Source organism: Luteibacter sp., from assembly GCF_036500425.1.
In the GTDB taxonomy this organism is placed as follows: Bacteria; Pseudomonadota; Gammaproteobacteria; order Xanthomonadales; family Rhodanobacteraceae; genus Luteibacter.
Genome location: NZ_DASYCB010000054.1, coordinates 88,094 through 110,999 on the forward strand (window position 1 = coordinate 88,094; position 22,906 = coordinate 110,999).

The window sequence follows — 22,906 nt, forward strand, 5'->3', positions numbered from 1 at the left end:
GACCGGACGTTTATGATTCGCCTTACACCTTTCGGAGATCCTTCATGCCGGCTGTCGAACTCACCCGCCGTGGCACCGTTGCCCATCTGCTGATGAACCGCCCGGAGGTCCACAACGCCTTCGATGACGCGCTGATCGCCGATCTCACGGTGGCGATTGATGAGATCGATGCCGATCCCACCGTTCGCGCCGTGGTCCTCACCGGCGCGGGCGCAAGTTTTTCCGCGGGTGCCGACCTCCACTGGATGCGCGGCATGGCCTCAGCCTCGGAGGCAGACAACCGCGCCGATTCCGAGCGTCTGGCCCGGCTCATGCGCCGGCTGCAGTTCCTCTCCAAGCCCACCGTGGCGCGGGTCAATGGCGCGGCGTTCGGCGGCGGCGTCGGTCTCGTCGCCTGCTGCGATATCGCGGTGGCCGCCGAGGGCGCGAAGTTCGCCCTTTCCGAGGTGAAGCTGGGCCTGGTGCCCGCGGTGATCTCCCCCTACGTCATCGCTGCTATCGGCCTGCGCCAGGCGCGCCGCCTGTTCATCACCGGCGAGATCTTCGGGGCCGCTGCCGCACACACCATAGGCCTCGTGCATGACACGGTGCCCATGGAAGAACTCGACAGCGCCGTCGAGCGCATCCTCGGCCTGCTCGGCAAAGGCGGTCCGGTCGCCCAGCGCGAGGCTAAACAACTGGCCCTGGGCATGGGCGGCATGACCGAAACGGCGATGGAAAAGGTCGATACGGCAAACGCCGCATTGATCGCCCGTCTCCGCGTATCACCCGAAGGCCAGGACGGCCTCTCGGCATTCCTCAACAAGGGACTACCCACATGGCTGACATAACACCCGATTCCCACACCTGTAGGAGCGCGCTTGCGCGCGATAGCCAGGCCGCCGCAAGCTCCATCGCGCGCAAGCGCGCTCCTACCGTGGCGCTGTGGCTCCTGCTGTTCACCGGCACGGCCGTGGCGGATACGCTCGCCCAGCGTGTCGATGCCCACATCGATGCCCCACGCTTCGCCGCTGCCTCGTGGGGCATCAGTGTCGTCTCGCTTGATGATGGCCGTGCGGTCTATGGGCACGACACCAACAAGCTCCTGCTTCCTGCTTCCACCGCGAAGCTCTACACGGCCGCCTTCGCACTGGATCGCCTCGGCCCCGATTACCGGACCCACACCGATGTGCTGGCCGCGGGCGACATCCGCCGTGGCCGCCTGCGTGGTGCATTGGTGCTGCGCGGGCACGGCGACCCGACGTTGTCCGGCGATATCTGGGCGGACCAGTTGGCGCAGCAGGTCGCAGCTGCAGGCATCACCCGCATCGACGATGGCGTGATCGGCGATGACACGGCCTTCACCGGACCACCCATCGGCAGCGGCTGGGAGGCCTCGGATCTGCAGGCGTACTACGGCGCCACCGCGAGTGGCCTCACCGTGGATGAAAACACGATGCTAGCGGAGGTGCGCGACAACGCTGTCACGCTGACGCCTTCCGACGCCGCCACGACGCTTGCCGAACAGCCAGCCGATAACCCGGAGCTTTACCGCGCCCCAGGCACATCCACCCTGCACGTGCTGGGCGCGCAGCCGCGTAAAAGCCGCCTTTCGTTGCCTGATCCGGCGTTGACGGCGGCTCGTCGCTTTCAGGCCGCGCTTGAGAAGCGCGGCGTCACGGTGAAGAAAGGCGCCCGCAGCATCCATTGGCCGATCCCCGCGCCGACCGGTCCGCAGGTCGCCACCCTGCAATCGCCACCCCTCAGCGACATCCTCGCGTCCGGCCTGAAGCGTTCGCAGAACATGTACCTGCAAAGCGTCTTCCTGCTCACCGGCGCGGAAGCCACCGAGCAGACCGCAGCGCATACGGAAGACCGCGCCGCGGCGGCTCTCGCCGCATGGCTCGGTGGACGTGGCATCGGCCCGTCCGCCACCTCGATCGAGGAAGGCACGGGCCTCTCTCGCCACGACCTGACGACGGCGGGCTCGCTTGCCCACCTGCTCACGATGTCCGACTCGCCGGCGTTCCGGACGCTGCTGCCTACGGCTGGGGTAGATGGGACGCTGGTTCGTCGGATGAAAGGCACGCCTGCCGAAGGCAACGTGCAGGCGAAAACCGGCAGCATGAGCTACGTCAACGCCCTTGCCGGCTACGTCACGACGAAGGCCGGCCAACGCCTGGCGTTCGCCATCATCCTCAACAACTACAAGCCGACCCAGGGCGCGGCATCGGTCTCCTCCGAGGTGGATGCGATCGCAACGATGCTCGCCGACACCCCCGAGCACCTGTAACCCCGCTTCTTGCAGGAGCGCGCTTGCGCGCGATGGGTCTTGCGGCAAGCACCCATCGCGCGCAAGCGCACTCCTACAGGGGATGGTTCAGCCGAGGAATGCGGGGAGGTCTTTGCCGATCTTTTCGGGCGTGTCGGTGGGGGCGTAGCGCTCCACGACTTCGCCGTCGCGGTTGACCAGGAACTTGGTGAAGTTCCACTTGATGCCCTCGGTGCCGAGGAAACCCTTCTTCGTCGACTTAAGCCACTTGTACAGCGGGTGGGCCTTGTCACCGTTCACGTCGATCTTGGAGAACATCGGGAACGAGACGTCGTAGGTGAGCGAACAGAAGTCGCGGATCTCGGCCTCGTCGCCCGGCTCCTGGTGACCGAACTGGTCGCAGGGGAAACCCAGTACATCGAAACCTTGCGCGCCGTACTGCTTCTGCAACGCTTCCAGGCCTTTGTACTGCGGCGTGAAGCCGCACTTCGAGGCGACATTAACCACCAGCACGACCTTACCCTTCCACTCGGCAAGCGAGCGCTCGTTGCCATCGATATCGCGGGCGGAGAAATCGTAGATGCCGGTCATGGTGCTCCTTCAGGGGCGGGTGGAAAGCGCACAGTCTACGCCGCCCGGGGCCTTCGGCTACCATGGACGCCTCCCCCATCCAGGCCACCCCCACGCCCGTGATCCGATTCGAAGCCGCGTCCAAGTCTTACCAGGTCAACGGCGCGCTGGTCCCCGCCCTGCAACCCGTGGACCTCGCCATTCAGAAAGGCGAGGTATTCGGGATCATCGGCCACTCCGGCGCGGGCAAATCCACCCTGCTGCGCATGATCAACCTGCTTGAGCGGCCCACCGGCGGCAAGGTGCTGGTCGATGGCCAGGACGTGACCCACGCAGACGGTGCCGCGCTGCGCCGCCTGCGTGCCGGCATCGGCATGATCTTCCAGCACTTCAATCTGCTGAGCTCGCGCACGGTGGCGGATAACGTCGCCTTTCCGCTACGCCTGCAGGGCGGCATGGCCGAGACGGACATCGCGGCGCGCGTGGCTGAGCTGCTGGCGCTCGTCGGCCTTGACGCGCACGCCAACAAGTACCCCGCCCAGCTCTCCGGTGGCCAGAAGCAGCGCGTCGGTATCGCCCGCGCGCTGGCGAGCAAGCCGTCGATCCTGCTCTGCGATGAAGCCACCAGCGCGCTCGACCCGCAGACCACCGCCTCGGTGCTCGAATTGCTCGCTGACATCAACCGCCGGCTCGGTCTCACCATCGTGCTGATCACCCACGAGATGGACGTGATTCGCCGCGTCTGCGATCGCGTCGCCGTGCTTGATGCGGGCCAAGTCGTCGAACTGGGCAGCGTGGCCGATGTGTTCCTGCATCCGCGACACCCGACGACGCGTCGTTTCGTGGCCGAGGCTGATCACCGCGAAGGCCGCGGCCCCGAATATGCTGGCGTACCGGGCAAGCTCTACCGGCTGTCGTTCCGTGGTGAAACCACCTACTCACCGATGCTCTCTCGTGTCGTGCGCGACACCGGCGTGGAATACAACCTGCTTTCCGGCCGTGTCGATCGCATCAAGGATGAACCGTATGGCCAGCTCACCCTGGCCATGCATGGCGAACGTCTCGACGAGGCGCTCGCCCAGCTCCGCGCCGCTGGCGTCGATATCGAAGAGGTGGCCCCGTGAGCCCGCTGCAGACGCTGTTTCCCAATATCGATTGGGCCGAGATCCTCCAGGCTTGCTTCGACACCTTGCTGATGCTGGGCGGCTCGCTGCTCTTCACCCTGGTGATCGGACTTCCGCTCGGTGTTTGGTTGTTCCTCACCGCACGCGGCCAGTTGCATGCGAAGCCGAAGCTTTACGGTGTGCTCTCGCTCGTCGTGAACGTGCTGCGCTCCATTCCCTTCATCATCCTGATGATTCTTCTGATCCCGCTGACCAAGGCGATCACCGGCGTGAGCATCGGCATCCGCGGTGCCATCGTGCCGCTGGTGATTGGCGCGGCGCCGTTCTTCGCGCGCCTGGTGGAAACCGCACTACGTGAAGTCGATCGCGGCGTGATCGAAGCCAGTCAGGCCATGGGTGCGACCACGAAGCAGATCGTGACTCGCGTACTCCTGCCCGAGGCGCGCCCGGGTCTCGTCGCCGCCACCACGGTCACCGCCGTGGCCCTGGTCGGCTACACCGCCATGGGCGGCATCGTGGGTGCCGGCGGCCTGGGCGCGCTGGCTTACCAGTACGGCTATAACGGCTATAAGCCCGATTACATGCTGGTCACCGTCGCACTGCTCGTGGTGCTGGTCCAGCTGCTGCAGATGCTCGGCGACTGGCTCGTGGCGCGGTATAGCCGTAAATAAGGCCAGGCCGGGTGTTTTTGCATCCAGCGGTATGGACGTCTATGCTGTCGCACCGCAACATGCCGCCTGGACGCCTCCATGAAGAAGTACCTGTTTCCCCTGGCCACCGCCGTTGCCGTGCTTCTGGCAGGCTGTTCCCATGGTGAACCGGGCGGCGCCGCTGACGCTGGCAAGCCCTTGACCGTCGCGGCCACCCCGGTCCCGCATGCGGAAATCCTTAAGGAAATCAAGCCGCTGCTCGCCAAGCAGGGCGTGGATATCGAGATCAAGGTGTTCACCGACTACGTGCAGCCGAACATGCAGGTGGCCCAGAAGCAGCTTGATGTGAATTTCTTCCAGACCGAGCCCTACCTCGACGCCTTTAACCGCGAGCGTGGTACGAACCTGGTCAAGGTGGTCGGCGTGCATATCGAGCCGTTCGGCGCCTATTCGCGCAAGTTCAAGTCGATCGACCAGCTGCCCGATGGCGCCGACGTCGTGATCCCGAACGACCCGAGCAACAACAGCCGCGCCCTGCTCCTGCTCGCCAGCCACCACCTCATCACCCTGAAGAACCCGGGTGACAAGCTGGCGACGCTAAAGGATGTGGATCAGAACCCGAAGCACCTGAAGTTCCGCGAGCTCGAGGCGGCCATGCTGCCGCGCGTGCTTGATGAAGTGGACCTAGCGCTGATCAACACCAACTACGCCCTTGCCGCCGGCCTCAACCCGGTGAAAGACGCTTTGTTGATCGAAGACAAGGATTCGCCCTACGTGAATTTCCTGGTCTCACGCCCGGACAACAAGGATGACCCGCGCGTGCAGAAGCTCGCCACCGCCCTGACCTCGCCTGAGGTCAAGGCGTTCATCGAGAAGACCTACCACGGCGCGGTGCTCCCGGCGTTCTGATCACGGCTTCCTTGTAGGAGCGCGCTTGCGCGCGATGAGCCTTGCCGCGAGCACCCATCGCGCGCAAGCGCGCTCCTACAGAGTCATTGCAGGTCGAAGACCTTGCGCAGGTACGCCAGGTAATCCACGTCATCGCACATGCTCTTGCCGGGCGAATCGGAGAGCTTGGCCACCGGCTGACCGTTGCAGCGGGTCATCTTGATGACAATGTTGATCGGATCGGGCCCGGTATCGTTGGTGAGGTTCGTGCCGACGCCGAACGAAAGCAGGCAACGCCCTTCGAAGTGGCGGTAAAGCTCCATCACCTTCGGGATATCCAGGCTGTCGCTGAACACCAGCGTCTTCGTGCGTGGATCAACGCGGTTCTTCTCGTAGTGCGCGAGGATGCGATCGCCCCAGGTGAAGGGGTCTCCGGAATCGTGGCGCGCGCCATCGAACAGCTTGCAGAAGTACATATCGAAATCACGCAGGAACGCGTCCAGGCCGTAGACATCGGATAGTGCGATGCCCAGGTCGCCGCGGTACTCGCGTGCCCACGCCTCTAGCGCCGCCACCTGCGAATCGCGCAGGCGCGGGCCCAGCGACTGGAAGGCCTGCAGGTATTCATGCGCCATACTGCCGATCGGCGTCATACCCTGCTGCATGGCGAAAAGCACATTGCTGGTCCCGGCCAGCTGTTTGCCCCAACCCTCGCGCATGATGCCCAGCGCTTCCTCGTGCCATGCACCCGAGAAACGGCGGCGTGTGCCGTAATCGGCAAGGCGCACCTTCTCGAAACCCGGTGTATCGCGTAACAAGGCTATCTTGGCGCGCAGGCGATCGCGGCCTTCGCCCAGGTCATGCTCCGGATAGGCGTGGCGGAAATACAACTCATTGATGATGGCGAGCAGCGGTACCTCGAACAGGATCGTGTGCAACCATGGACCCCGGATGACCAGGTCGATTTCGCCGTTGCCCTTATCCGAGGGCGTGATCTCCACGTACTTCGCATTCAGCTGGAACAAGCCAAGGAAATCGACGAAGTCGCTGTCGATGAAGCGCATGCCACGCAGGTACGCCAGTTCGTCCTCGCTGAACCGCAACGAACACAGGTGCGCGAGTTCTTGCCGGATCGCCGGAATAATCGGCACAAGATCCACGCCGGGCGTACGGCAGCGGAAGCGGTACTCCACATCAGCGGCGGGGTACTGATGCAGGACCACCTGCATCATGGTGAACTTGTAGAGATCGGTGTCGAGCAGCGAACTGACGATCATGCGCTCGCTCCGGTAAGGGCGATCTGCTTTTCGACTGCATCCATGAAGGCCTGCGTGCCGGGCCAGGGGCTGATGCGCCCCAGTTTCTTGCCGCGGTGGAACAGGAAGAAGGCGGGGATGCCATGCAAGCCAAAACGCGTCGCCATCCTGGGGTCGTCGTACACGTTGTCGTTCAACCAGCGCAGCTCGGCGCGCTGGAAGCGTTCCGGGGTAAGCAGGATCTGGCGCTTGGCGATATCGCAGTTGGGGCAATCACGGCCCCACAGGAACAGGATAACGATACGGTTATCGTCGGCCGCGAGGTCGGTATCGAGTTCGCCATGGGTGATCTTCGGCATGGGGAAGCGCGCGAAGAACTCGGGAACGGTGGTATCGGACATGGTGGATCCGTGATCGTGTGAACTCCCCGCATGGGGGCGCTGGGGCCATAATTCGAGGGTACTGCGATCATGCGCCCCACCCAAGGAATCCCCGTGCGCCTTCTGCTAGCCCTACTCCTCGCCTGTTGCGCCGGCCTGGCCCAGGCCGCCAGCCTTACCGTCGATACCGGTCATGGTGCGTCCAGCCTGACCACGCAGCAGTTGCTGGCACGCCCTGATGTCCGCCCGATCGACGTGCCCGACGATGTCGCTTACCGCCGGGCCATGCGCTACCGAGCCGTACCTCTGAAGGCCTTGCTGCCGGGCGTGCCCACGGATGCGCACCTGCAGTTCACCGCGTTGGACGGCTTTGCCGCGGAAATTCCGGCGGCGCTGGTGCTGGATGGTCACGGCGCGGAAGCCTGGCTGGCCGTCGAAGACACCGCTTGGCCCGCGCTGGGTGAAGGCAAGCCCTCGGCCGGGCCGTTCTACCTTGTCTGGCTGCACCCCGAGGCGGGCAAGGTCGGGCCAGAGCAGTGGCCGTACCAGATCGCCTCGATCCACGTGCTGGCCGATCCTGCCACGCGTTTCCCGCTGATGCGCCCTGCTCCCGGCCTCGCGAAAGACAGCCCGGTGATGCGTGGCTTCGACGTCTTCCAGCGCAACTGCATCACCTGCCACACGCTCAACGGCCAGGGCGATGCGAAACTCGGCCCCGACCTCAACATCCCGCATAGCCCCACCGAATACCTCCGCGAAGGCATGCTCCGCGTGCTGGTCCGCAACCCGCAGGCGCTGCGCCACTGGCCGCAGGCGAAGATGCCCGCCTTCAGCGCCCAGGTCATCAGCGACGCCGACCTGGCCAACCTGGAGGCCTACCTGAAACACATGGCTACCCACAGAACAAAGCCGTGACTTGTAGGAGCGCGCTTGCGCGCGATGGGTGCTCGCCGCAAGACCTATCGCGCGCAAGCGCGCTCCTACAGGGACTGGAGGGTTTGGGTGCGTTCTGCGGGTGGTCGTTTTGCGAGCTTTTCAACGGTGGTGAAGAATGCGGGCCAGTAGCGGCCAGATTGTTCAAAGAGGCTTGCGAACGCCCCGGTCCACTGGTCGTACAACCCGAAGGGCAGCAGCTTCGCGTTGTTCATCGGCTGGGCCATCCAGCGGTCGTAGCGGCGGTCACCGCCGGCGTCGTTCGCGCGCCACGCAAGGTATTGGCCGCGGAACACTTCGAACGCCTCGGCCTTGGCCACGCGCTTCGCCTCGTCGCTCATCGGCAGGGCGTACATCGCCTTCAGGCCATCGCGCAGGCCCAGCACCTGCTGGGTAAACGAACGCGAAAGCATGTCGCCTTTCGGATCGGGTGAGGTCAGGCCCTTTGCCGCATGCCATTCGCGCACGCCTTCCTGCTCAACGAAGTTGGCGTACGACTCGTTGAACGAGGAGTCGTTCTTCACATAGATCTTCTGGTGCGCGAGCTCATGGAAGACCGTGCCGACCAGGTCGTCGTCGTCCCAGCCGAGCATGCTGCTGAGCAAGGGATCGGCGAACCAGCCCAGCGTCGAATACGCGGGCACATCGCCGATGCTCACGTCATAGCCCAGCGCCTGCTGGCGGGCCGCCTCGCGGTCGGCCAGGTCACGACGGAAATAGCCGCGGTACGAGACGCATCCGGCAAACGGAAAGCAATGCACGACCGGATCGACGGATAGCTCGGGCGTGGCAAACACGTTCCACGCGACCCACGGCCGGTCGAGCTGCACGTAGTAGGTGTAGCTTCGGTTCGCGGGAAGATCGAGGTGTTCGCTGGCGAACTGGCGCGCATCGCGTGCGGTCACCAGGCGCTTGCGCACCTTGTCCGGCGTCACCGGATCGCTGATCACCTTGTCGATGGGCTTGCGCGCGGCAAGCAAAGCCATCTGCCCGTGCGTGACATGGGCGTAATAGCCTGCGGTGCGGCAACCGGTGAGTAGCGCGAGCATGGCGATCAGGAGAAGGCGCATCGGCCCATTGTGCCCGAACGGACCTGTAGGAGCGCGCTTGCGCGCGATGGGGGTTGCGGCGAGGCCCCATCGCGCGCAAGCGCGCTCCTACGGTTTAGTTGCCGGTGGTCATGGATTTGAGGACGCCGTCGCGGCGGATCAGGCCGTGCATCAGTGCGGCGCCCATATGCGCGAGGAAGGTGAGGAAGAACAACCACGCGAGATAACGGTGAGCCTCACGCAGCCAGGCGAACAGCGCCGGATCTTGCGGCAGGATCGGTGGCAGGACGAAGCCGCCGCCCATCGTCACCGGATACTTACCTGCCGAAAGCATGGCCCAGCCGATCAGCGGCATCAGGATCATCAGCGCATACAGGACCCAGTGCGACCCCTTCGCAGCGAGCTTCTGCCACTCCGGCATGCCGACCGGCAACGGCGGTGGCCGGTGCACGAGGCGAAAGCCGAGCCGGATCAGCGCAAGCACGAAAATCGCCATGCCCAGCGGCTTGTGGATCGCGAGCAACGTGGCGTGTTTCTCCGCCAGGGTGCTGACCATGCCGGCGCCGATAAACAGCATCGAGAGGATCATGATCGCCATGAGCCAATGCAGCACGCGGGCGAACGGATGGAACGTATCGTAGCGGCTCATGGCTGCGCCTCCTTCGGCCGTTCGGTGCCTGGCAGGTGGCCTTCCTCGCTGGTGCGGCGCAGGTAGGATTCGGCATAGGCCGCGGAGCGCGCGACGATGAGCGGGTCACCGGAAATCGCCATGCCGTGCGGGAGAATCGCCGGGTCGTAGTTCACGTCGCGACACGGGCCATCGGCTTGCGGCTGCCAGCTGTCGATCACGATCGTGCCTGCATCGACAACCTTGCGATCATCGGGCCAGATCTTCGAGGCATCGTCGATCGGATCGCCGTCGTTGGCGAACACGAACTGCAGATGCCAGCGTGCGGGGCCTGCGGCGAGGCGCTTTTGCAGGTCTGCCGCCAGGTAATCCGTATCGCCAGCCGCCGGGCCACCATCGCCGGTAGAAGGCGTTTCCGCAGCGACCTGCCAGCGCACGGCGTGGCGCTGACCCGCCTTGTCGACCAGGTAGAACGCGTTGAGGCTGAGATAGGTCTCGTCGACGTAGCTCGCCGGCGGCTTGGCCTTCGAGATCCACGCCAGGAACGGGCCAGTCTCGGGGTGTGAGCCGAAGAACGCCTTCGCCTTGTCGGGGTTGGGCTTGCCGGTAGCCGGATCCGGTGCCGTAGCGACGTTGAGGTCGTAGAAATCCTTCGGTGTGGAGACCGGGAAGACCGGCATCGCGTTCATGCCCGTGCGCCATTGTTCGCCATCGGCCATGTCGAAGCGCAGCGCGAAGCTGCGGATCGGCGCGGAGCTATCCGGTGCCTGCGGATTACCGCCGGGGATGGCGAAACGCCCCACCACCGGCGTGCTGATGCCCTGGGCGAACAACTTAGCTTCCGAGAACGGGGCAAGCTGCCCGCTCGATTCGAAGCGGCCGCCGACGCAGATGCCCTTGGCGTGGTTACGCCGATAGCCCGGGTGCAACCCCGAGTTGGCCTGCAGGACGTTGATGATCTTCTTCGGGCTGAGCCGGTCGGGCGCCAGCCAGCCACCGGCATAGCCGAAGGCGACGGCCGTACCGACGACGGCCAGGCCGATCACGGCCCAGCGCCAGGCAAGGCCTGACGGGGGTCGCGGGTTCCTGGGGTCCTGCATGGTGGTTCTCCTCTCCCCGCGACGCGGGGCTTCAAAAGGTGGGACGCACGTCAGCGACTTTTATTCCCGTTGCACGGAATATTCCGTCACGACGGTCGTCTAACCCATGTACCGCTCCCGGCAAGAGGCCCGGCATGCACGATCCGCAATTCGACGACGCCCTGCGCACCCTGCTGCCGCGCCTGCGGCGGTTTGCGCTGTGGCTCGCCCGCGATGCACATGCGGCGGATGACCTGGTCCAGTCGACGGTGGAACGGGCGCTGGCAAAACGGACCACCCGGCGTGATGACGAGAGTCTGCGGGCATGGCTGTTCGCGATCTTGTACCGGTTGTTTCTTGATGGGCAACGCCGGGCCAGCCGCTACGCCTTGCTTCTGAGCGCCTTGAGGCGGGATGAGGAGCCGACCTGGCCCTCTGCGGAGCGGGTGGCCGAGGCCCACTCCACCCTGGCGGCGTTCGCATCGTTGCCTATTGAGCAACGCAGCCTGTTGCTCTGGATCACGGTCGAAGGCCTCAGCTACCAGGAGGTGGCGGGGATCCTGGAGGTGCCGATCGGCACCGTGATGTCGCGTCTCTCACGGGCCCGCCGCGCCTTGCGCGCGCTGGGCGATGGTTCCACCGAAACCCCTGCCCTGCGGCTGCTGAAATGACCACGTCCCCGCCCAGCGAACACGATATCCATGCCTACGTGGACGGCCATCTGAATGAGCCGCGGCGCAGCCACGTGGAACGCTACCTGGCCCGCGATGCCGAGCGCGCGGAAGAGGTCCAGGCATGGCGCCAGGGCGCCCAGCAATTGCGCGCCTTGCTGGCCGGCGATCTGTCGCCCGTACCGGCGTTGGACCCCGAACTCGTCCGCACCCGCGTCCGCGAGCGGCGTGTACGGCGGTTCGCGATAGCCGCGGGCTTCGTGGTGTGCGTCAGTGTCGGCGCGATCGGTGGCTGGGCAGCCCGTGGCATGGGCAACGGCGCGGTCGCCCCCATGGCCGACGCCATGCAGGCCTACCGTCTGCTGGCCGTGGACCACGGCCTGGGCCTCGATATCACCACCCCGAATGAAAACGACCTGCGCGCCTGGCTAAGCGGGCGCGTGGGCGCCGATGTGCGCCTGCCCGACCTCGCCGATGCCGGGTTCCGGCCGATGGGTGGCCGCGTGTTTGCCACCGACCAGGGCCCGGCCGCCATGGTCCTGTACGACGACGGCAATGGGCACACGGTGAGCTTCTACGTCCGGCCACCAGGCGCAGCCCGGCACATGCTGCCGCGCGGTGAACGCGAAGATGGCGGCCTGTTGGCCAACTACTGGTCCGAGGGCCGCCACAACTTCGCGGTCGTCGCCCTGGCCGACCCCGCCGGCCGCGCGGCGTCCGAAAAAATCATCGGCAAATCCATCTAGCAGATACTTGTAGGAGCGCGCTTGCGCGCGATCCGCCGGCAGGCGGCCCGGCCCGAAGGTGTCGAGGATCTGGCCGCCTGCCGGCGGATCGCGCGCGAGCGCGCTCCTACAAGGTGAGGCAACCGATCAAGATATAGGCACTGGCTTAGCGCTCGTGGAGCTCGCCGTTGTGCAGTTCGAGCGTGCGGTCCATGCGCTTGGCCAGGCGCTGGTCGTGGGTGACCAGGACGAAACTCGTGCCGATTTCGCGGTTGAGCTCCACCATCAGGTCGTAAACGGCCGCCGCGTTGGCTTCATCGAGGTTGCCGGTGGGTTCGTCGCCCAGCACGCAGGCCGGGCGTGTCACCAGCGCACGCGCCACGGCGCAACGCTGGCGCTCACCACCGGACATCTCCGCCGGGCGGTGGCGCAGGCGAGCCGCCAGGCCGACACGATCGAGCAGTGCCGTCGCTTCTTTCTGCGCCTGGGCGATCGACACGCCGCGGATCAATAGCGGCATGCACACGTTCTCGAGCGCGGTGAATTCCGGCAACAGGTGATGGAACTGGTAGATGAAGCCGAGCGAGCGATTGCGCTCGCGCCCACGTTCCGCATCCGAAAGCTCGGACAGCACCCGGCCGTTTACCTCGACCTTGCCCGCCGTCAGCGTATCCAGGCCACCGATGATGTGCAGCAGCGTGGACTTGCCCGAACCCGAAGCACCCACGATGGACAGCGTCTGCGCGCGGCGCAGCTCGAAATTCACATTGGAAAGCACACCGGTACGCAGATCGCCTTCTTCGTAGACCTTGGCGACGCCAGTGGCGCGCAGGACGATATCGTTCGGGTTATTCATAGCGAAGCGCCTGGGCGGGCTGCACGCGAGAGGCGCGCCACGCGGGGTACAAGGTGGCCAGCAACGAGAAGGCAAAGGTGACGACCACGACCGAGCCCACATCGGACCACAGCAACTGGCTGGGCACTTCGCTGATGTAATACACATCCGGCGCGAGGAAGGTATGGCCGGAAACGTGCTCGATGAATTTCACGATGGCCGGCAGGTTGTACGAAAGCAGCGAGCCCAGCGTGACGCCGACGCCAATGCCGACGATACCCACGAGCAAGCCCTGAACCATGAACATCGCCATGATGCTGCGCGGCGTGGAACCCAGCGTGCGCAGGATCGCGATGTCGGCCTGCTTGTCGGTCACCAGCATCATCAGCATCGAGATGAGGTTGATCACGGCGACCAGGATGATCAGTGAAAGGATCACGAACATCACGGTCTTCTCCATGTCGATCGCATGGAAGAAGTTGGCGTGGGTATCCATCCAGGTCTGCACGCGGTACGTCTGGCCGAGCTTGTTGACCAGGTCCTGCGCCACCGGGAAAGCCTGGCGCATGTCGTCGAGCTTCAGGCGGATGCCCGTCGGGCCGACCTGTCCATTAAGGCGCTCGGCATCCGGCATGCTGATCAGGGCCAGATTGGAGTCGTACTCCTGCATGCCCAGTTCGAAGATGCCGCTGACGGTGAAGGTGCGCAGTTTCGGCACCGCGCCCATCGGCGTCGCCGTGAACTGCGGGACCACCACGGTCACCTTGTCGCCGGTACTGACGCCCAGGTCGAGCGCGAGCTCGCGGCCGAGGATGATGTTCCAGCCACGGTCGGTCAGGTCGGTCATCTTGCCTTCGACCATGTGCCGGTCGAGGTCGGAGACTTTCGGCTCGAGGCTTGGCACGACGCCGCGGATAATCGCGCCGCTGGAGTGGCGGGCCTGCAGGAAGGCCTGGATCTCGACGTACGGGGCCGCGCCGTCGACGTGCTTCGTGGTCTTGGCCACGTCCACCGCACGCTGCCAGTCGCGAACCGTCTCGTCGATACCGGAGACCGTGACGTGGGCCACCGCGCCGAGGATGCGCGTGCGCAGCTCGCTGTCGAACCCGTTCATCACCGACATCACCGTGATCAGCGCGGTGACGCTGATGGCGATGCATACGATGGAGACCGTGGAAATGAACGAGATGAACTGGTTGCGCCGCTTGGCCCGCGTGTAGCGCAGGCCAATGAAGAGCTCGAGGGGTCTGAACATACCTGTCGAAAAGCACCTTAAAGGGGGGAGCAGCGACGAAAAGCGCGCATCGCGCGGCAGATTGCCCGATGCAAGCCCGCTCGGCAAGCATACCGCCCCTGTAGGAGCGCGCTTGCGCGCAATGGGTGCTCGCGTCAAGGCCCATCGCGCGCAAGCGCGCTCCTACAGGAAGCGGGCCGGTCAGGGGACGGTGGAACCCAGGCGGATACGCAGAACCCGGAGCACATCCGCCTCCATGTTATCCGGCCCGAGCACCAGGCTGGCACGGCCGCCGGGCCAGAAAAGCCTCAAACACACCCACTCACCGACCACGCGGGCGCCCCGAGGTTCCGCGGCATGGAGCGCGCCGTGGGTGTCGACGACAAGCCACGCGCCCTCGGGCGACCATTGGGCGGCCGTGATCGGTGGATGCCGGTGACCATGGATCCGCCACAGGCCGAAGGCGAGCGCTGCGCCGGAAAGGCACACGCGGGCAGCCAAGGGAAAATGCGTGGGCCACGGTGCGGTCGCACCGGCGAGGACGATAACGAGGAGCAGCAGGGTCAGCGCGGCTGAAGGGCGCGTGTCAAAGGTGATGCCTTGTACGGATGTCATCGATGATCGCCTGCCAGTCGTCGCGAGGGGCGCGGGCATGGCCCATCACCCAATCCCAGAGATCAGGATCCTGCACGTCGAGCAGTTCATCGAATGCCAGCCTGACGACCTCATCCGCGTCAGCGAAACGCTCGTCGAGCCACCAGCCGAACAGCTGGTCCAGCTCACGGGTACCGCGGCGGGTGCGCCAGCGCAGGCGCTTGAGGCGTGCTTCTTCCATCGCAGGTCACCTGGCGCGGGATAAAAACGACTGTAGGAGCGAGCTTGCTCGCGATGGACCTTGTGGCGGACCCATCGCGCGCAAGCGCGCTCCTACAAGGGCTGCGTTACGCCGAGCGGCGCTGGACGATCAGCTTCTTGATTTCCGCGATCGCCTTGGCCGGGTTGAGGCCCTTCGGGCAGGTGCGGGCGCAGTTCATGATGGTGTGGCAGCGGTACAGCTTGAACGGATCTTCGAGATCGTCCAGGCGCTCACCCGTGTCTTCATCACGGCTGTCCACGATCCAGCGGTAAGCCTGCAGCAGGATGGCCGGACCGAGATAACGATCACCGTTCCACCAGTAGCTGGGGCACGACGTGGAGCAGCACGCGCACAGGATGCACTCGTACAGGCCATCGAGCTTCTTGCGGTCTTCCGGCGACTGCAGGCGCTCCTTGTCGGCCGGCGCCGGGCTCTGCGTACGCAGCCACGGCTTGATCGACGCGAACTGTGCGTAGAAGTGCGTGAGATCCGGCACGAGATCCTTCACCACCGGCATGTGCGGCAGCGGGTAGATGTTGATCGTGCCGTTGCTGCCGCACTCCTCGATGGAGCGCGTGCAGGCCAGGGTGTTGGTGCCCTGGATGTTCATCGCGCACGAACCGCAGATACCTTCGCGGCACGAGCGGCGCAGCGAGAGCGTCGAGTCGATCTCGTTCTTGATCTTCAGCAGGGCGTCCAGGACCATCGGGCCGCACGTATCGAGATCGACCTCGTACGTATCGGTGCGCGGGTTCTGGCCGTCATCCGGCGTCCAGCGATAGATCTTGAAGGTGCGCGTATTCTTCGCGCCCTTCGCCGGGAAATGCTTGCCGGCCGTGATAGTGGAATTTTTGGGTAGCGTGAACTCTGCCACGATTGCCTCTCCGGTCCGGAATTAGTAAACGCGCTTTTTCGGCGGCACGACTTCGACTTCGTCCGTCAGGGTGTACATATGCACCGGGCGGAAATCGAACTTCGAACGGCCTTCCTCGTCGATCCACACCAGCGTGTGCTTCTGCCAGTCGTGGTCGTCGCGGTCCGGGAAATCTTCGCGGGCATGCGCGCCGCGGCTCTCGGGGCGCTGGTTGGCCGAATGCATGGTGGCAACGGCCTGGGCCAGCAGGTTGGAAAGCTCCAGGGTCTCGATAAGGTCGGAGTTCCAGACCAGCGAACGGTCGGTGACCTTCACGTCCTTGAACTTCGAGAACACCTCGGAAATCTTGTGGGTGCCTTCCTGCAGGGTCTCGCCGGTGCGGAACACCGCGGCGTCGTTCTGCATGGTCTTCTGCATCTCGGCGCGGATCGACGCGGTCGGCGTGTTGCCGTTGGCGTAGCGCAGCGCGTCGAAGCGGCCCAGGGCCTGGTCCAGCGCATTCGCCGGCAGGTCCGGGTGGGCCGTACCCGGGGTGACGACCTCGGCGCAGCGATTCGCCACCGCACGGCCGAACACCACCAGGTCGAGCAGCGAGTTCGAACCCAGGCGGTTAGCGCCGTGCACCGACACGCAAGCCGCTTCGCCAATGGCGAACAGGCCCGGCACCACGGCATCCGGATCGTCGCCGAGCTTGGTGACCACTTCGCCGTGGTAGTTGGTCGGGATGCCACCCATGTTGTAGTGGACGGTCGGCAGCACCGGGATCGGCTCCTTGGTCACGTCGACGCCGGCGAAGATACGCGCGGATTCGGCGATACCCGGGAGACGCTCACCGATGACCTCGGGACCGAGGTGCATCAGGTTCAGGTGGATGTGGTCCTTGTTCGGGCCCACACCGCGGCCTTCGCGGATCTCGATGGTCATGGCGCGGCTGACGACGTCGCGGGAGGCCAGATCCTTCGCGTTCGGCGCGTAGCGCTCCATGAAGCGCTCACCCTCGGAATTGGTGAGGTAGCCACCTTCGCCGCGGACGCCTTCGGTGATCAGGCAGCCGGCACCGTAGATACCGGTCGGATGGAACTGCACGAATTCCATGTCCTGCAGCGGCAGGCCGGCGCGCAGCACCATGCCGCCGCCATCGCCGGTGCAGGTGTGGGCCGAGGTGGCGCTGAAGTACGCACGACCGTAACCACCTGTCGCCATGACCACGGCGTGGCCACGGAACAGGTGCAGCGTACCTTCGTTCATGTCGAGCGCGAGCACGCCGCGGCAGACGCCATCCTTGTCGAAGATGAGGTCGATCGCGAAGTATTCGATGAAGAACGTGGCGTCGTGAGCCAGCGCCTGCTGGTATAGCGTGTGCAGGATCGCGTGGCCGGTGCGGTCAGCCGCGGCGCAGGTGCGCTGCGCGGTGCCCTTGCCGTAATGCGTAGTCATGCCGCCGAACGGGCGCTGGTAGATCTTGCCCTCTTCCGTGCGGGAGAACGGCACGCCGTAGTGCTCGAGCTCGACAATGGCCGGGATCGCTTCGCGGCACATGTACTCGATGGCGTCCTGGTCACCGAGCCAGTCGGAGCCCTTGATCGTGTCGTAGAAGTGGAAGCGCCAGTCGTCTTCACCCATGTTGCCCAGCGCGGCGGAGATACCGCCCTGCGCGGCCACGGTGTGCGAACGGGTCGGGAACACTTTCGTGATGCACGCGGCCTTGAGGCCCTTTTCGGCCAGGCCGAAGGTAGCGCGCAGGCCAGCGCCACCGGCGCCGACCACGATCACGTCGTACTTATGTTGTTGAACCTTGTAGGCTTCCATCGATCAGCTTCCGAGCGCGACGCGCAGCACGGCCAACACGCCCATGAGCGTGGCGAGTACGGCGATGAACTTGATAAGGACCAGCGAGGCTACTTCGAGCCAGCGGGTATGGACGTAGTCTTCGATGACCACCTGCAGGCCAAGCACGGCGTGGCGGAACATCGTGATGATGAAGGCGGCCGCCAGCACGGCGTTCCAGGGCTTCGCCAGCGTGGCGCGGGCCGTGGCGTAATCGGCGTGCAGCAGGCCGAGCAGCGTGCAGAGGAACCACAGGGTCAGGAACACCAGGGCGAGCGCGGTGACGCGCTGGGCCATCCAGTGACCGACGCCTTCCTTCGCGGAGCCCAGGCCGCGGGCGCGGGCGAGCGGGTTGCGCAGGTCCTTGCTCATGCGTGGCTCCCGGCGAGCACGTAGGCCCAGGTAACGACGGTCAGCACGATGGCAACGATGATCGCGGTCCAGCTGGAGCGGACGAACGAGGCGATGGCGTAACCCTTGCCCGTGTCCTGGACCAGGTGGCGGATGCCGTTGGCCAGGTGATAGAAGAACGCCAGGGTCCAGCCCATCAGCACGAGCATGCCGAAGCCGCTGCCGGCACAGGCGGTGAACGTCGCGTAGGCCTCGGGGCCAGCGGCGAGGGACGCGAGGCCCCAGACGATAAGGAGGCTACCGACGGCAAGGATGATGCCGGTGGCGCGATGCAGGATGGAGGAAGCCATCTGCACTTGCCATTTGTAGACCTGGAGATGGGGTGAGAGCGGTCGTCCCGTTTGTGCCATGGCGGCTATCCTGGATTGGAATCGCTGATGCCCAACGTGCCTCACTCGCCTTCCGGTCAGAAGTCGATACAGCGTCCGTTCTTTTCCCAATCGCCGTAGCGGGTGGGATCCAATGGCGCTTTCTCGACCCCTGGCACACCGTTCGTGGGGACGACCGGTGGTACGAGCGGTTTCGCCGGAGCGGAATCGTTCGTCTTTTCGGGCGCTGAGGGATGGTCGGACATGGTTATAAAACTCTAAAAGCGTAATACCTGTGCCTGTTCAGCACAACCTTGACGAACCCGGCAAGGCTTGGTTTGGCCTTGGCCTGACCGTATATCTTACTCCTCCCCACCCTGCCCTGCGCCCCCCATGCCGAGCCGTACCACTCGCCCTATCACCCTCAGCGGCCCCGATGCCGCCGCCTTCATCAATGCCCAGTTGAGCAGCGATGTCCTGTCCCTTGGACCGGGCCGCTGGCAATGGAGTGGCTGGCTGGATCCCAAGGGCCGGGTCCGCGCCCTGCTCCAGGTCGCTCGTGTCGCCGATGATCGCTTCGTCATCGTGCCGCGTGGCGGCGACGGTGCCGTGCTCGCGAATGACCTGAAGCGTTTCGTGTTTCGTTCGAAAGTCACGATCACGCTCGGCGATACACGTTTTGTTTCTGATGGCGATGCACGTGATGACATGCAGGCGCATGAAGACGAACACGGAACGCTGATACTCGGCGAAGGCAATGCATCGATATATATCGGCGCACGTGACGACAACGATGCGTGGCTCGCGCGTCATGTTGAAAAAGGTTTCGCGTGGTTACCTGATGAGGCACTCGACACGCTGCTTCCACCCGCACTGTCGATGGAGCAGTTGAATGCCGTGTCGTTCAACAAAGGGTGCTTCCCGGGCCAGGAAATCGCCGCGCGACTGCATTTCCTTGGTGGTCACAAGCGCCACCTGCGCACGGTGCGGTCAGATGTCGCACTTGCGTCCGGACAGGCGCTACGCATCAATGGCCGCGATGCAGGCATCGTGCTGATGCACAACGAAATGGTGAAAACACCTATGTCGCTTGTTGTATTGGATGACAGCGTCGTTCAGGCAGACACTCTTGAAACAGAGGGCGCACGCCTACACATCTTGTCGACATTTGCTGCGTGACGTTACGCACGGATTCGTAAAAACTATTTCTGAACACTGTGAGCCTAAGCTGAATCGTGCCGCTTCCGCACTTGCGTAAAACGTGACGCGCCACTAGGCTCCGCCGATCCCATTACGTGGCCATGGTGTATCGACATGGTTACACCCGCGACGATCCGTCGATGATGACGGTTCTGGCGCGACCCAGCGAAAGCTGGTGATTTTTTGAACTGCGCGCATGACTTAGAGCGCGCTGTAGCCAACGGAGCCGCCGCATCGCGATGCCGCTCCCTTTTGGCGAATCCCCTACCGGGAGGCTCCGGACAGCCGCCCAGTAAAGTCACAGTGTGTGACGCCCGAAGCATTCGCGCCCAACCGCTTACCCAGCGGATGCACTCGGTTGATCCAGGTAGTAACGGCCTGCCCGCCCGTCTACCGCCCGTACGTCCCCCATGGCTCTTCCAAGATGCCGCAAGTGACGGAAAAGCTCGTTGGAGGCAGAAACACATGAAACTTTCCGCATTGCTCTGGATGGCGTCCGTCCTTCCAAGCCACCTTGCCGACCAGACGTGCCTGGCGACAACGGTGTACCTCGAAGCACGTAGCGAACCGACCATCGGCCAGTATGCCGTGGCGGAAGTCGCCCTTCGCCGACGTGATCGCGGCATGGGTGGCAAGAATGTGTGCGATGTCGTCTCGGCGCCGCGCCAGTTCGCTATCACCACCACCCCGAAGGATTTTGAAGTCACTGACCTCGTGTCGTGGACGAAAGCCTGGAAGATCGCTGGCGACTCCCTCAACAACTGGAGCCTGCCGAAGAGCGAACGCCTGGTGTACGTGCCACAAGCCGATCACTTCGCAACGGTGGCTGTCTCGCCTACCTGGTCGGCCAGCCGCATCGTTCGCAAGATCGGCGACCATGCGTTCTACGCCGTGAACTGACGACGCGCTAAAACTTGTGGGGAAAAGGAATCGGAGCGGGCAGCTTGCGATTCCCGGGAAAAACGGGCCCTCGGATGAGGGTCTTTTTTTGCCTAAAAAAACCCGCCATACGGCGGGCTCTTTATTGCCCCTGTAGGAGCGCGCTTGCGCGCGATGGGTGCTAACGACAACCCCATCGCGCGCAAGCGCGCTCCTACAAGAGATCTTCTTTTGGCCGTTTATATGGCTACATGCGATAAACGTGATCCCCACGAATCTCGACATAATCACCACGGCGCAACTGCGGATCCTCCTGCTGCGTCACGACAGCCGAGCGTCCATCATCCAACCGGATACGCACCTGCCACGCTACATCCTGGCCATTGCGCTTACCGACCTGGTTGCCCACCACGCCGCCCACGACGGCACCGCCTACGGTGGCAGCCGAGCGACCATCGCCCTTGCCGATCGTATTACCCAACAGGCCACCGGCCACGGCACCGATAACGGCACCCAGCGGCGACGACTGCCGATCCGTGTAGATCTGCTGCACGTCATCGACGACACCGCACTGCGCACATCGCCGCGGACCACCGCGGTCGTCGTACACCACGCGATCTTCGCGAACCACCCGGCGTGGCTGCTCGTAGCATGCTGTCAGCGACAGCGGCACGAGAGCGGCAGCGACGAGGCCAAACTTGCGGACGATGCTATGCATGGGGAAACGCCCTCAGGGTTGATCAGTGGTAATTACTGGCGGGCGTCGGAGACGACCGAGACACCTTCCTGCACTTCGACGCGGTCGCCCGGGTCATGGTCCATGCGGATCGAACGGGTGACGCCGTTGTACTCATAGCGCACGTCGTAGGCGACGATCTTGTCACCGCTGGCGCCTGGCACGGTGCTGCATTTGCGAACGGTGCTGGTGACCGTATTGGTCTCCTGGCGACGCTCCTGGATCTCATGGCCGGCGTAACCGCCGCCCACGGCACCGGCCACAGTTGCCAGCGTACGGCCCTTGCCGCCGCCGATCTGGTTGCCCAGCAGGCCGCCTGCGACCGCACCGATGGCCGTACCAGCGATCTGGTGCTGGTCCTTGACCGGGGCGCGGTGGGTCACCACTTCGTCGTGGCATTCCTTCTGCGCGGCCGTGCCGGCCTGGCGCACAGGATCCACGCTAACCACGCGGGCATACTTCGGGCCGGCCGGCTCGGGCGGCGCGACCGGTGCCGCAGCGGGCGCGGGGGCCGGGGCATTCGCCACATCGGCGCTCGCATCGCGGTTGCAGGCAGAAAGGCTCAGCACCATGGCCGCGCCCAAACCGGCGTTCAGGACGGAAATCATCAACCTGCTCATAACCCTTGCTCTCCACTGGATAGTGCGGCGTTCCCCTGGGGCGACTCACCCCGAAAGTTCGTAAGAACACCGTGTAGACATTTGACAATCGTTAAACTGAACGACGCCTTAGACTGGGCCCACCAAGCCAAACGGCAGCAAACCGCATGCATGAACTGGTAGACACCCACGCCCACCTTGACGACAGCTCGTTTGATGCCGATCGCGGCGCCATGTTCGAGCGGTCCGCCCAAGCGGGCGTGCGGCGCTGGATCGTACCGGCCATCGATCGCGGAAACTGGGAAGCCATCGAGCATTTGTCGGCATCGCGTGAAGGCGTTTACCCCGCCTATGGGCTGCACCCGCTGTTTCTGGCCCATCACCGTGATGAGCACCTCGAAGAGCTGCCAAAGTGGCTGGAAGCCAGGAAGCCCGTCGCCGTGGGCGAGATAGGGCTCGATTTCTATGTCGATGGCCTCGACCCCGAACGGCAACGCGAGCTGTTCATCAAGCAATTGCACATCGCGAAAGAACACGACTTGCCGGTCATCGTTCACGCCCGCCGCGCCTTCGAAGAGGTCATCCACACCTTGCGCCGTATCGGCGGCCTGCGTGGCGTGGTGCATAGCTTCTCAGGCAGCGAGGAGCAGGCACGCCAGCTATTCGACATGGGCATCCACATCGGCATCGGTGGCCCGGTGACCTACGACCGCGCGAACCGGATCCATCGGGTCGTGACCGACATGCCCCTCGAATGGCTCCTGCTCGAAACCGATGCCCCCGACCAGCCCTGCGCCCACCACCGCGGCGAACGCAACGAACCGGCCTACATGGTCGATGTGCTGGAAACCATCGCGAAGCTCCGCGACGCAGACCCTGCCAAGATAGCCTCAGCCACCACCGCCAACGCCAAAAGCCTCTTCACCCTCCTGTAGGAGCGCGC

General features: G+C 64.4%; 28 protein-coding genes. 11 read left to right on the forward strand and 17 right to left on the reverse strand.

Annotated features, from left to right (window positions below; all coding sequences use genetic code 11):
- Positions 1-44 precede the first annotated feature (44 nt).
- The gene (locus tag VGN46_RS13705) at positions 45-830 is read left to right on the forward strand and encodes an enoyl-CoA hydratase-related protein (protein ID WP_331644271.1); all 786 of its coding nucleotides are present in this window, start codon (positions 45-47) and stop codon (positions 828-830) included.
- On the forward strand, positions 818-2,272 hold the full coding sequence (dacB, locus tag VGN46_RS13710) for a D-alanyl-D-alanine carboxypeptidase/D-alanyl-D-alanine endopeptidase (RefSeq protein ID WP_331644272.1): 1,455 nt from the start codon (positions 818-820) through the stop codon (positions 2,270-2,272). The genes VGN46_RS13705 and dacB overlap by 13 nt, the downstream gene beginning before the upstream one ends.
- Before the next feature lie 87 nt (positions 2,273-2,359).
- Here the strand turns inward: dacB and VGN46_RS13715 are convergent, their stop codons facing one another.
- Complete coding sequence (locus tag VGN46_RS13715) at positions 2,360-2,842, reverse strand: glutathione peroxidase (protein ID WP_331644273.1); 483 nt, start codon at positions 2,840-2,842, stop codon at positions 2,360-2,362.
- A 98-nt stretch (positions 2,843-2,940) separates the two neighbouring features.
- Here VGN46_RS13715 and VGN46_RS13720 point away from each other — a divergent pair, with 98 nt between their 5' ends.
- The 3 genes from VGN46_RS13720 (at position 2,941) to VGN46_RS13730 (ending at position 5,504) form a co-directional block, all read left to right on the forward strand.
- Positions 2,941-3,945: a methionine ABC transporter ATP-binding protein gene (locus VGN46_RS13720; RefSeq protein ID WP_331644308.1), complete on the forward strand. Its 1,005-nt coding sequence runs from the start codon at positions 2,941-2,943 to the stop codon at positions 3,943-3,945.
- Positions 3,942-4,616, forward strand: a complete 675-nt coding sequence (locus VGN46_RS13725) for a methionine ABC transporter permease (RefSeq protein ID WP_331644274.1) — start codon at positions 3,942-3,944, stop codon at positions 4,614-4,616. The genes VGN46_RS13720 and VGN46_RS13725 overlap by 4 nt, the downstream gene beginning before the upstream one ends.
- 78 nt (positions 4,617-4,694) lie before the next feature.
- Positions 4,695-5,504 (forward strand): MetQ/NlpA family ABC transporter substrate-binding protein, encoded by an 810-nt coding sequence (locus VGN46_RS13730; RefSeq protein WP_331644275.1) that lies wholly within the window; start codon positions 4,695-4,697, stop codon positions 5,502-5,504.
- Positions 5,505-5,587: 83 nt separating this feature from the next.
- On the opposite strand, the gene pncB is transcribed toward VGN46_RS13730, so the two are convergent.
- Together pncB and VGN46_RS13740 are read right to left on the reverse strand one after the other, a co-directional pair.
- Positions 5,588-6,760 carry a nicotinate phosphoribosyltransferase gene (gene pncB / locus VGN46_RS13735; RefSeq protein WP_331644276.1) on the reverse strand — a complete coding sequence of 391 codons (1,173 nt, stop codon included), beginning with the start codon at positions 6,758-6,760 and terminating at the stop codon, positions 5,588-5,590.
- Positions 6,757-7,140, reverse strand: coding sequence for a thioredoxin family protein (locus VGN46_RS13740; RefSeq protein ID WP_331644277.1), 384 nt, complete (start codon positions 7,138-7,140; stop codon positions 6,757-6,759). Before VGN46_RS13740 ends, pncB begins: the two co-directional genes overlap by 4 nt.
- Positions 7,141-7,233: 93 nt before the next feature.
- On the opposite strand from VGN46_RS13740, the gene VGN46_RS13745 reads away from it, so the two are divergent.
- Positions 7,234-8,034 (forward strand): cytochrome c, encoded by an 801-nt coding sequence (locus tag VGN46_RS13745; RefSeq protein ID WP_331644278.1) that lies wholly within the window; start codon positions 7,234-7,236, stop codon positions 8,032-8,034.
- A 65-nt stretch (positions 8,035-8,099) separates the two neighbouring features.
- Here VGN46_RS13745 and VGN46_RS13750 read toward each other — a convergent pair whose 3' ends face one another.
- The 3 genes from VGN46_RS13750 to VGN46_RS13760 form a co-directional block, all read right to left on the reverse strand.
- Positions 8,100-9,122, reverse strand: a complete 1,023-nt coding sequence (locus tag VGN46_RS13750) for an aminopeptidase (protein ID WP_331644279.1) — start codon at positions 9,120-9,122, stop codon at positions 8,100-8,102.
- A gap of 94 nt (positions 9,123-9,216) precedes the next feature.
- The gene (locus tag VGN46_RS13755; protein ID WP_331644280.1) at positions 9,217-9,750 is read right to left on the reverse strand and encodes a cytochrome b; all 534 of its coding nucleotides are present in this window, start codon (positions 9,748-9,750) and stop codon (positions 9,217-9,219) included.
- Entirely contained in the window at positions 9,747-10,829 is a 1,083-nt protein-coding gene (locus tag VGN46_RS13760; RefSeq protein ID WP_331644281.1) for a catalase family peroxidase, read from the reverse strand. Before VGN46_RS13760 ends, VGN46_RS13755 begins: the two co-directional genes overlap by 4 nt.
- A 134-nt stretch (positions 10,830-10,963) precedes the next feature.
- On the opposite strand from VGN46_RS13760, the gene VGN46_RS13765 reads away from it, so the two are divergent.
- Positions 10,964-11,479: an RNA polymerase sigma factor gene (locus VGN46_RS13765; RefSeq protein WP_331644282.1), complete on the forward strand. Its 516-nt coding sequence runs from the start codon at positions 10,964-10,966 to the stop codon at positions 11,477-11,479.
- Positions 11,476-12,225 (forward strand): anti-sigma factor, encoded by a 750-nt coding sequence (locus VGN46_RS13770; protein WP_331644283.1) that lies wholly within the window; start codon positions 11,476-11,478, stop codon positions 12,223-12,225. Before VGN46_RS13765 ends, VGN46_RS13770 begins: the two co-directional genes overlap by 4 nt.
- Positions 12,226-12,370: 145 nt before the next feature.
- Here the strand turns inward: VGN46_RS13770 and lolD are convergent, their stop codons facing one another.
- The 9 genes from lolD to VGN46_RS13815 form a co-directional block, all read right to left on the reverse strand.
- Entirely contained in the window at positions 12,371-13,060 is a 690-nt protein-coding gene (lolD, locus tag VGN46_RS13775) for a lipoprotein-releasing ABC transporter ATP-binding protein LolD (protein ID WP_331644284.1), read from the reverse strand.
- Positions 13,053-14,294 (reverse strand): lipoprotein-releasing ABC transporter permease subunit, encoded by a 1,242-nt coding sequence (locus VGN46_RS13780; RefSeq protein ID WP_331644285.1) that lies wholly within the window; start codon positions 14,292-14,294, stop codon positions 13,053-13,055. Before VGN46_RS13780 ends, lolD begins: the two co-directional genes overlap by 8 nt.
- A gap of 180 nt (positions 14,295-14,474) precedes the next feature.
- Positions 14,475-14,888: a hypothetical protein gene (locus VGN46_RS13785; RefSeq protein WP_331644286.1), complete on the reverse strand. Its 414-nt coding sequence runs from the start codon at positions 14,886-14,888 to the stop codon at positions 14,475-14,477.
- Positions 14,860-15,108, reverse strand: a complete 249-nt coding sequence (locus tag VGN46_RS13790; RefSeq protein WP_331644287.1) for a succinate dehydrogenase assembly factor 2 — start codon at positions 15,106-15,108, stop codon at positions 14,860-14,862. The genes VGN46_RS13785 and VGN46_RS13790 overlap by 29 nt, the downstream gene beginning before the upstream one ends.
- Positions 15,109-15,214: 106 nt before the next feature.
- Complete coding sequence (locus VGN46_RS13795; protein WP_331644288.1) at positions 15,215-16,003, reverse strand: succinate dehydrogenase iron-sulfur subunit; 789 nt, start codon at positions 16,001-16,003, stop codon at positions 15,215-15,217.
- 21 nt (positions 16,004-16,024) lie between these two features.
- A complete protein-coding gene (sdhA, locus tag VGN46_RS13800; protein WP_331644289.1) occupies positions 16,025-17,812 on the reverse strand; it encodes a succinate dehydrogenase flavoprotein subunit in 1,788 nt (595 codons plus the stop codon).
- Positions 17,813-17,815: 3 nt separating this feature from the next.
- Positions 17,816-18,202, reverse strand: coding sequence for a succinate dehydrogenase, hydrophobic membrane anchor protein (gene sdhD, locus VGN46_RS13805; RefSeq protein ID WP_331644290.1), 387 nt, complete (start codon positions 18,200-18,202; stop codon positions 17,816-17,818).
- Positions 18,199-18,591 carry a succinate dehydrogenase, cytochrome b556 subunit gene (gene sdhC / locus VGN46_RS13810; protein WP_331644291.1) on the reverse strand — a complete coding sequence of 131 codons (393 nt, stop codon included), beginning with the start codon at positions 18,589-18,591 and terminating at the stop codon, positions 18,199-18,201. The genes sdhD and sdhC overlap by 4 nt, the downstream gene beginning before the upstream one ends.
- A gap of 56 nt (positions 18,592-18,647) precedes the next feature.
- Positions 18,648-18,815 carry a DUF1674 domain-containing protein gene (locus VGN46_RS13815; protein WP_331644292.1) on the reverse strand — a complete coding sequence of 56 codons (168 nt, stop codon included), beginning with the start codon at positions 18,813-18,815 and terminating at the stop codon, positions 18,648-18,650.
- A gap of 127 nt (positions 18,816-18,942) precedes the next feature.
- Between VGN46_RS13815 and VGN46_RS13820 the strand changes: the two genes are divergently transcribed.
- The gene (locus VGN46_RS13820) at positions 18,943-19,728 is read left to right on the forward strand and encodes a folate-binding protein (protein WP_331644293.1); all 786 of its coding nucleotides are present in this window, start codon (positions 18,943-18,945) and stop codon (positions 19,726-19,728) included.
- 486 nt (positions 19,729-20,214) lie between these two features.
- Positions 20,215-20,649, forward strand: coding sequence for a cell wall hydrolase (locus VGN46_RS13825; RefSeq protein WP_331644294.1), 435 nt, complete (start codon positions 20,215-20,217; stop codon positions 20,647-20,649).
- Positions 20,650-20,875: 226 nt separating this feature from the next.
- Here VGN46_RS13825 and VGN46_RS13830 read toward each other — a convergent pair whose 3' ends face one another.
- Entirely contained in the window at positions 20,876-21,346 is a 471-nt protein-coding gene (locus VGN46_RS13830) for a glycine zipper 2TM domain-containing protein (RefSeq protein WP_331644295.1), read from the reverse strand.
- A gap of 32 nt (positions 21,347-21,378) precedes the next feature.
- A complete protein-coding gene (locus VGN46_RS13835; protein WP_331644296.1) occupies positions 21,379-21,984 on the reverse strand; it encodes a glycine zipper 2TM domain-containing protein in 606 nt (201 codons plus the stop codon).
- 146 nt (positions 21,985-22,130) lie between these two features.
- On the opposite strand from VGN46_RS13835, the gene VGN46_RS13840 reads away from it, so the two are divergent.
- Positions 22,131-22,898, forward strand: a complete 768-nt coding sequence (locus VGN46_RS13840; protein WP_331644297.1) for a TatD family hydrolase — start codon at positions 22,131-22,133, stop codon at positions 22,896-22,898.
- The last annotated feature ends 8 nt before the right edge of the window (positions 22,899-22,906 follow it).

Bases quoted from the DNA above. Each gene is read 5' to 3' on its own strand.
- VGN46_RS13705 (WP_331644271.1), top strand. From the start codon at position 45: ATGCCGGCTGTCGAACTCACCCGCCGTGGCACCGTTGCCCATCTGCTG.
- dacB (WP_331644272.1), top strand. From the start codon at position 818: ATGGCTGACATAACACCCGATTCCCACACCTGTAGGAGCGCGCTTGCG.
- VGN46_RS13715 (WP_331644273.1), bottom strand. From the start codon at position 2,842: ATGACCGGCATCTACGATTTCTCCGCCCGCGATATCGATGGCAACGAG.
- VGN46_RS13730 (WP_331644275.1), top strand. From the start codon at position 4,695: ATGAAGAAGTACCTGTTTCCCCTGGCCACCGCCGTTGCCGTGCTTCTG.
- pncB (WP_331644276.1), bottom strand. From the start codon at position 6,760: ATGATCGTCAGTTCGCTGCTCGACACCGATCTCTACAAGTTCACCATG.
- VGN46_RS13740 (WP_331644277.1), bottom strand. From the start codon at position 7,140: ATGTCCGATACCACCGTTCCCGAGTTCTTCGCGCGCTTCCCCATGCCG.
- VGN46_RS13750 (WP_331644279.1), bottom strand. From the start codon at position 9,122: ATGCGCCTTCTCCTGATCGCCATGCTCGCGCTACTCACCGGTTGCCGC.
- VGN46_RS13755 (WP_331644280.1), bottom strand. From the start codon at position 9,750: ATGAGCCGCTACGATACGTTCCATCCGTTCGCCCGCGTGCTGCATTGG.
- VGN46_RS13760 (WP_331644281.1), bottom strand. From the start codon at position 10,829: ATGCAGGACCCCAGGAACCCGCGACCCCCGTCAGGCCTTGCCTGGCGC.
- VGN46_RS13765 (WP_331644282.1), top strand. From the start codon at position 10,964: ATGCACGATCCGCAATTCGACGACGCCCTGCGCACCCTGCTGCCGCGC.
- VGN46_RS13770 (WP_331644283.1), top strand. From the start codon at position 11,476: ATGACCACGTCCCCGCCCAGCGAACACGATATCCATGCCTACGTGGAC.
- lolD (WP_331644284.1), bottom strand. From the start codon at position 13,060: ATGAATAACCCGAACGATATCGTCCTGCGCGCCACTGGCGTCGCCAAG.
- VGN46_RS13780 (WP_331644285.1), bottom strand. From the start codon at position 14,294: ATGTTCAGACCCCTCGAGCTCTTCATTGGCCTGCGCTACACGCGGGCC.
- VGN46_RS13785 (WP_331644286.1), bottom strand. From the start codon at position 14,888: ATGACATCCGTACAAGGCATCACCTTTGACACGCGCCCTTCAGCCGCG.
- VGN46_RS13790 (WP_331644287.1), bottom strand. From the start codon at position 15,108: ATGGAAGAAGCACGCCTCAAGCGCCTGCGCTGGCGCACCCGCCGCGGT.
- sdhA (WP_331644289.1), bottom strand. From the start codon at position 17,812: ATGGAAGCCTACAAGGTTCAACAACATAAGTACGACGTGATCGTGGTC.
- sdhD (WP_331644290.1), bottom strand. From the start codon at position 18,202: ATGAGCAAGGACCTGCGCAACCCGCTCGCCCGCGCCCGCGGCCTGGGC.
- sdhC (WP_331644291.1), bottom strand. From the start codon at position 18,591: ATGGCACAAACGGGACGACCGCTCTCACCCCATCTCCAGGTCTACAAA.
- VGN46_RS13815 (WP_331644292.1), bottom strand. From the start codon at position 18,815: ATGTCCGACCATCCCTCAGCGCCCGAAAAGACGAACGATTCCGCTCCG.
- VGN46_RS13820 (WP_331644293.1), top strand. From the start codon at position 18,943: ATGCCGAGCCGTACCACTCGCCCTATCACCCTCAGCGGCCCCGATGCC.
- VGN46_RS13825 (WP_331644294.1), top strand. From the start codon at position 20,215: ATGAAACTTTCCGCATTGCTCTGGATGGCGTCCGTCCTTCCAAGCCAC.
- VGN46_RS13830 (WP_331644295.1), bottom strand. From the start codon at position 21,346: ATGCATAGCATCGTCCGCAAGTTTGGCCTCGTCGCTGCCGCTCTCGTG.
- VGN46_RS13835 (WP_331644296.1), bottom strand. From the start codon at position 21,984: ATGAGCAGGTTGATGATTTCCGTCCTGAACGCCGGTTTGGGCGCGGCC.
- VGN46_RS13840 (WP_331644297.1), top strand. From the start codon at position 22,131: ATGCATGAACTGGTAGACACCCACGCCCACCTTGACGACAGCTCGTTT.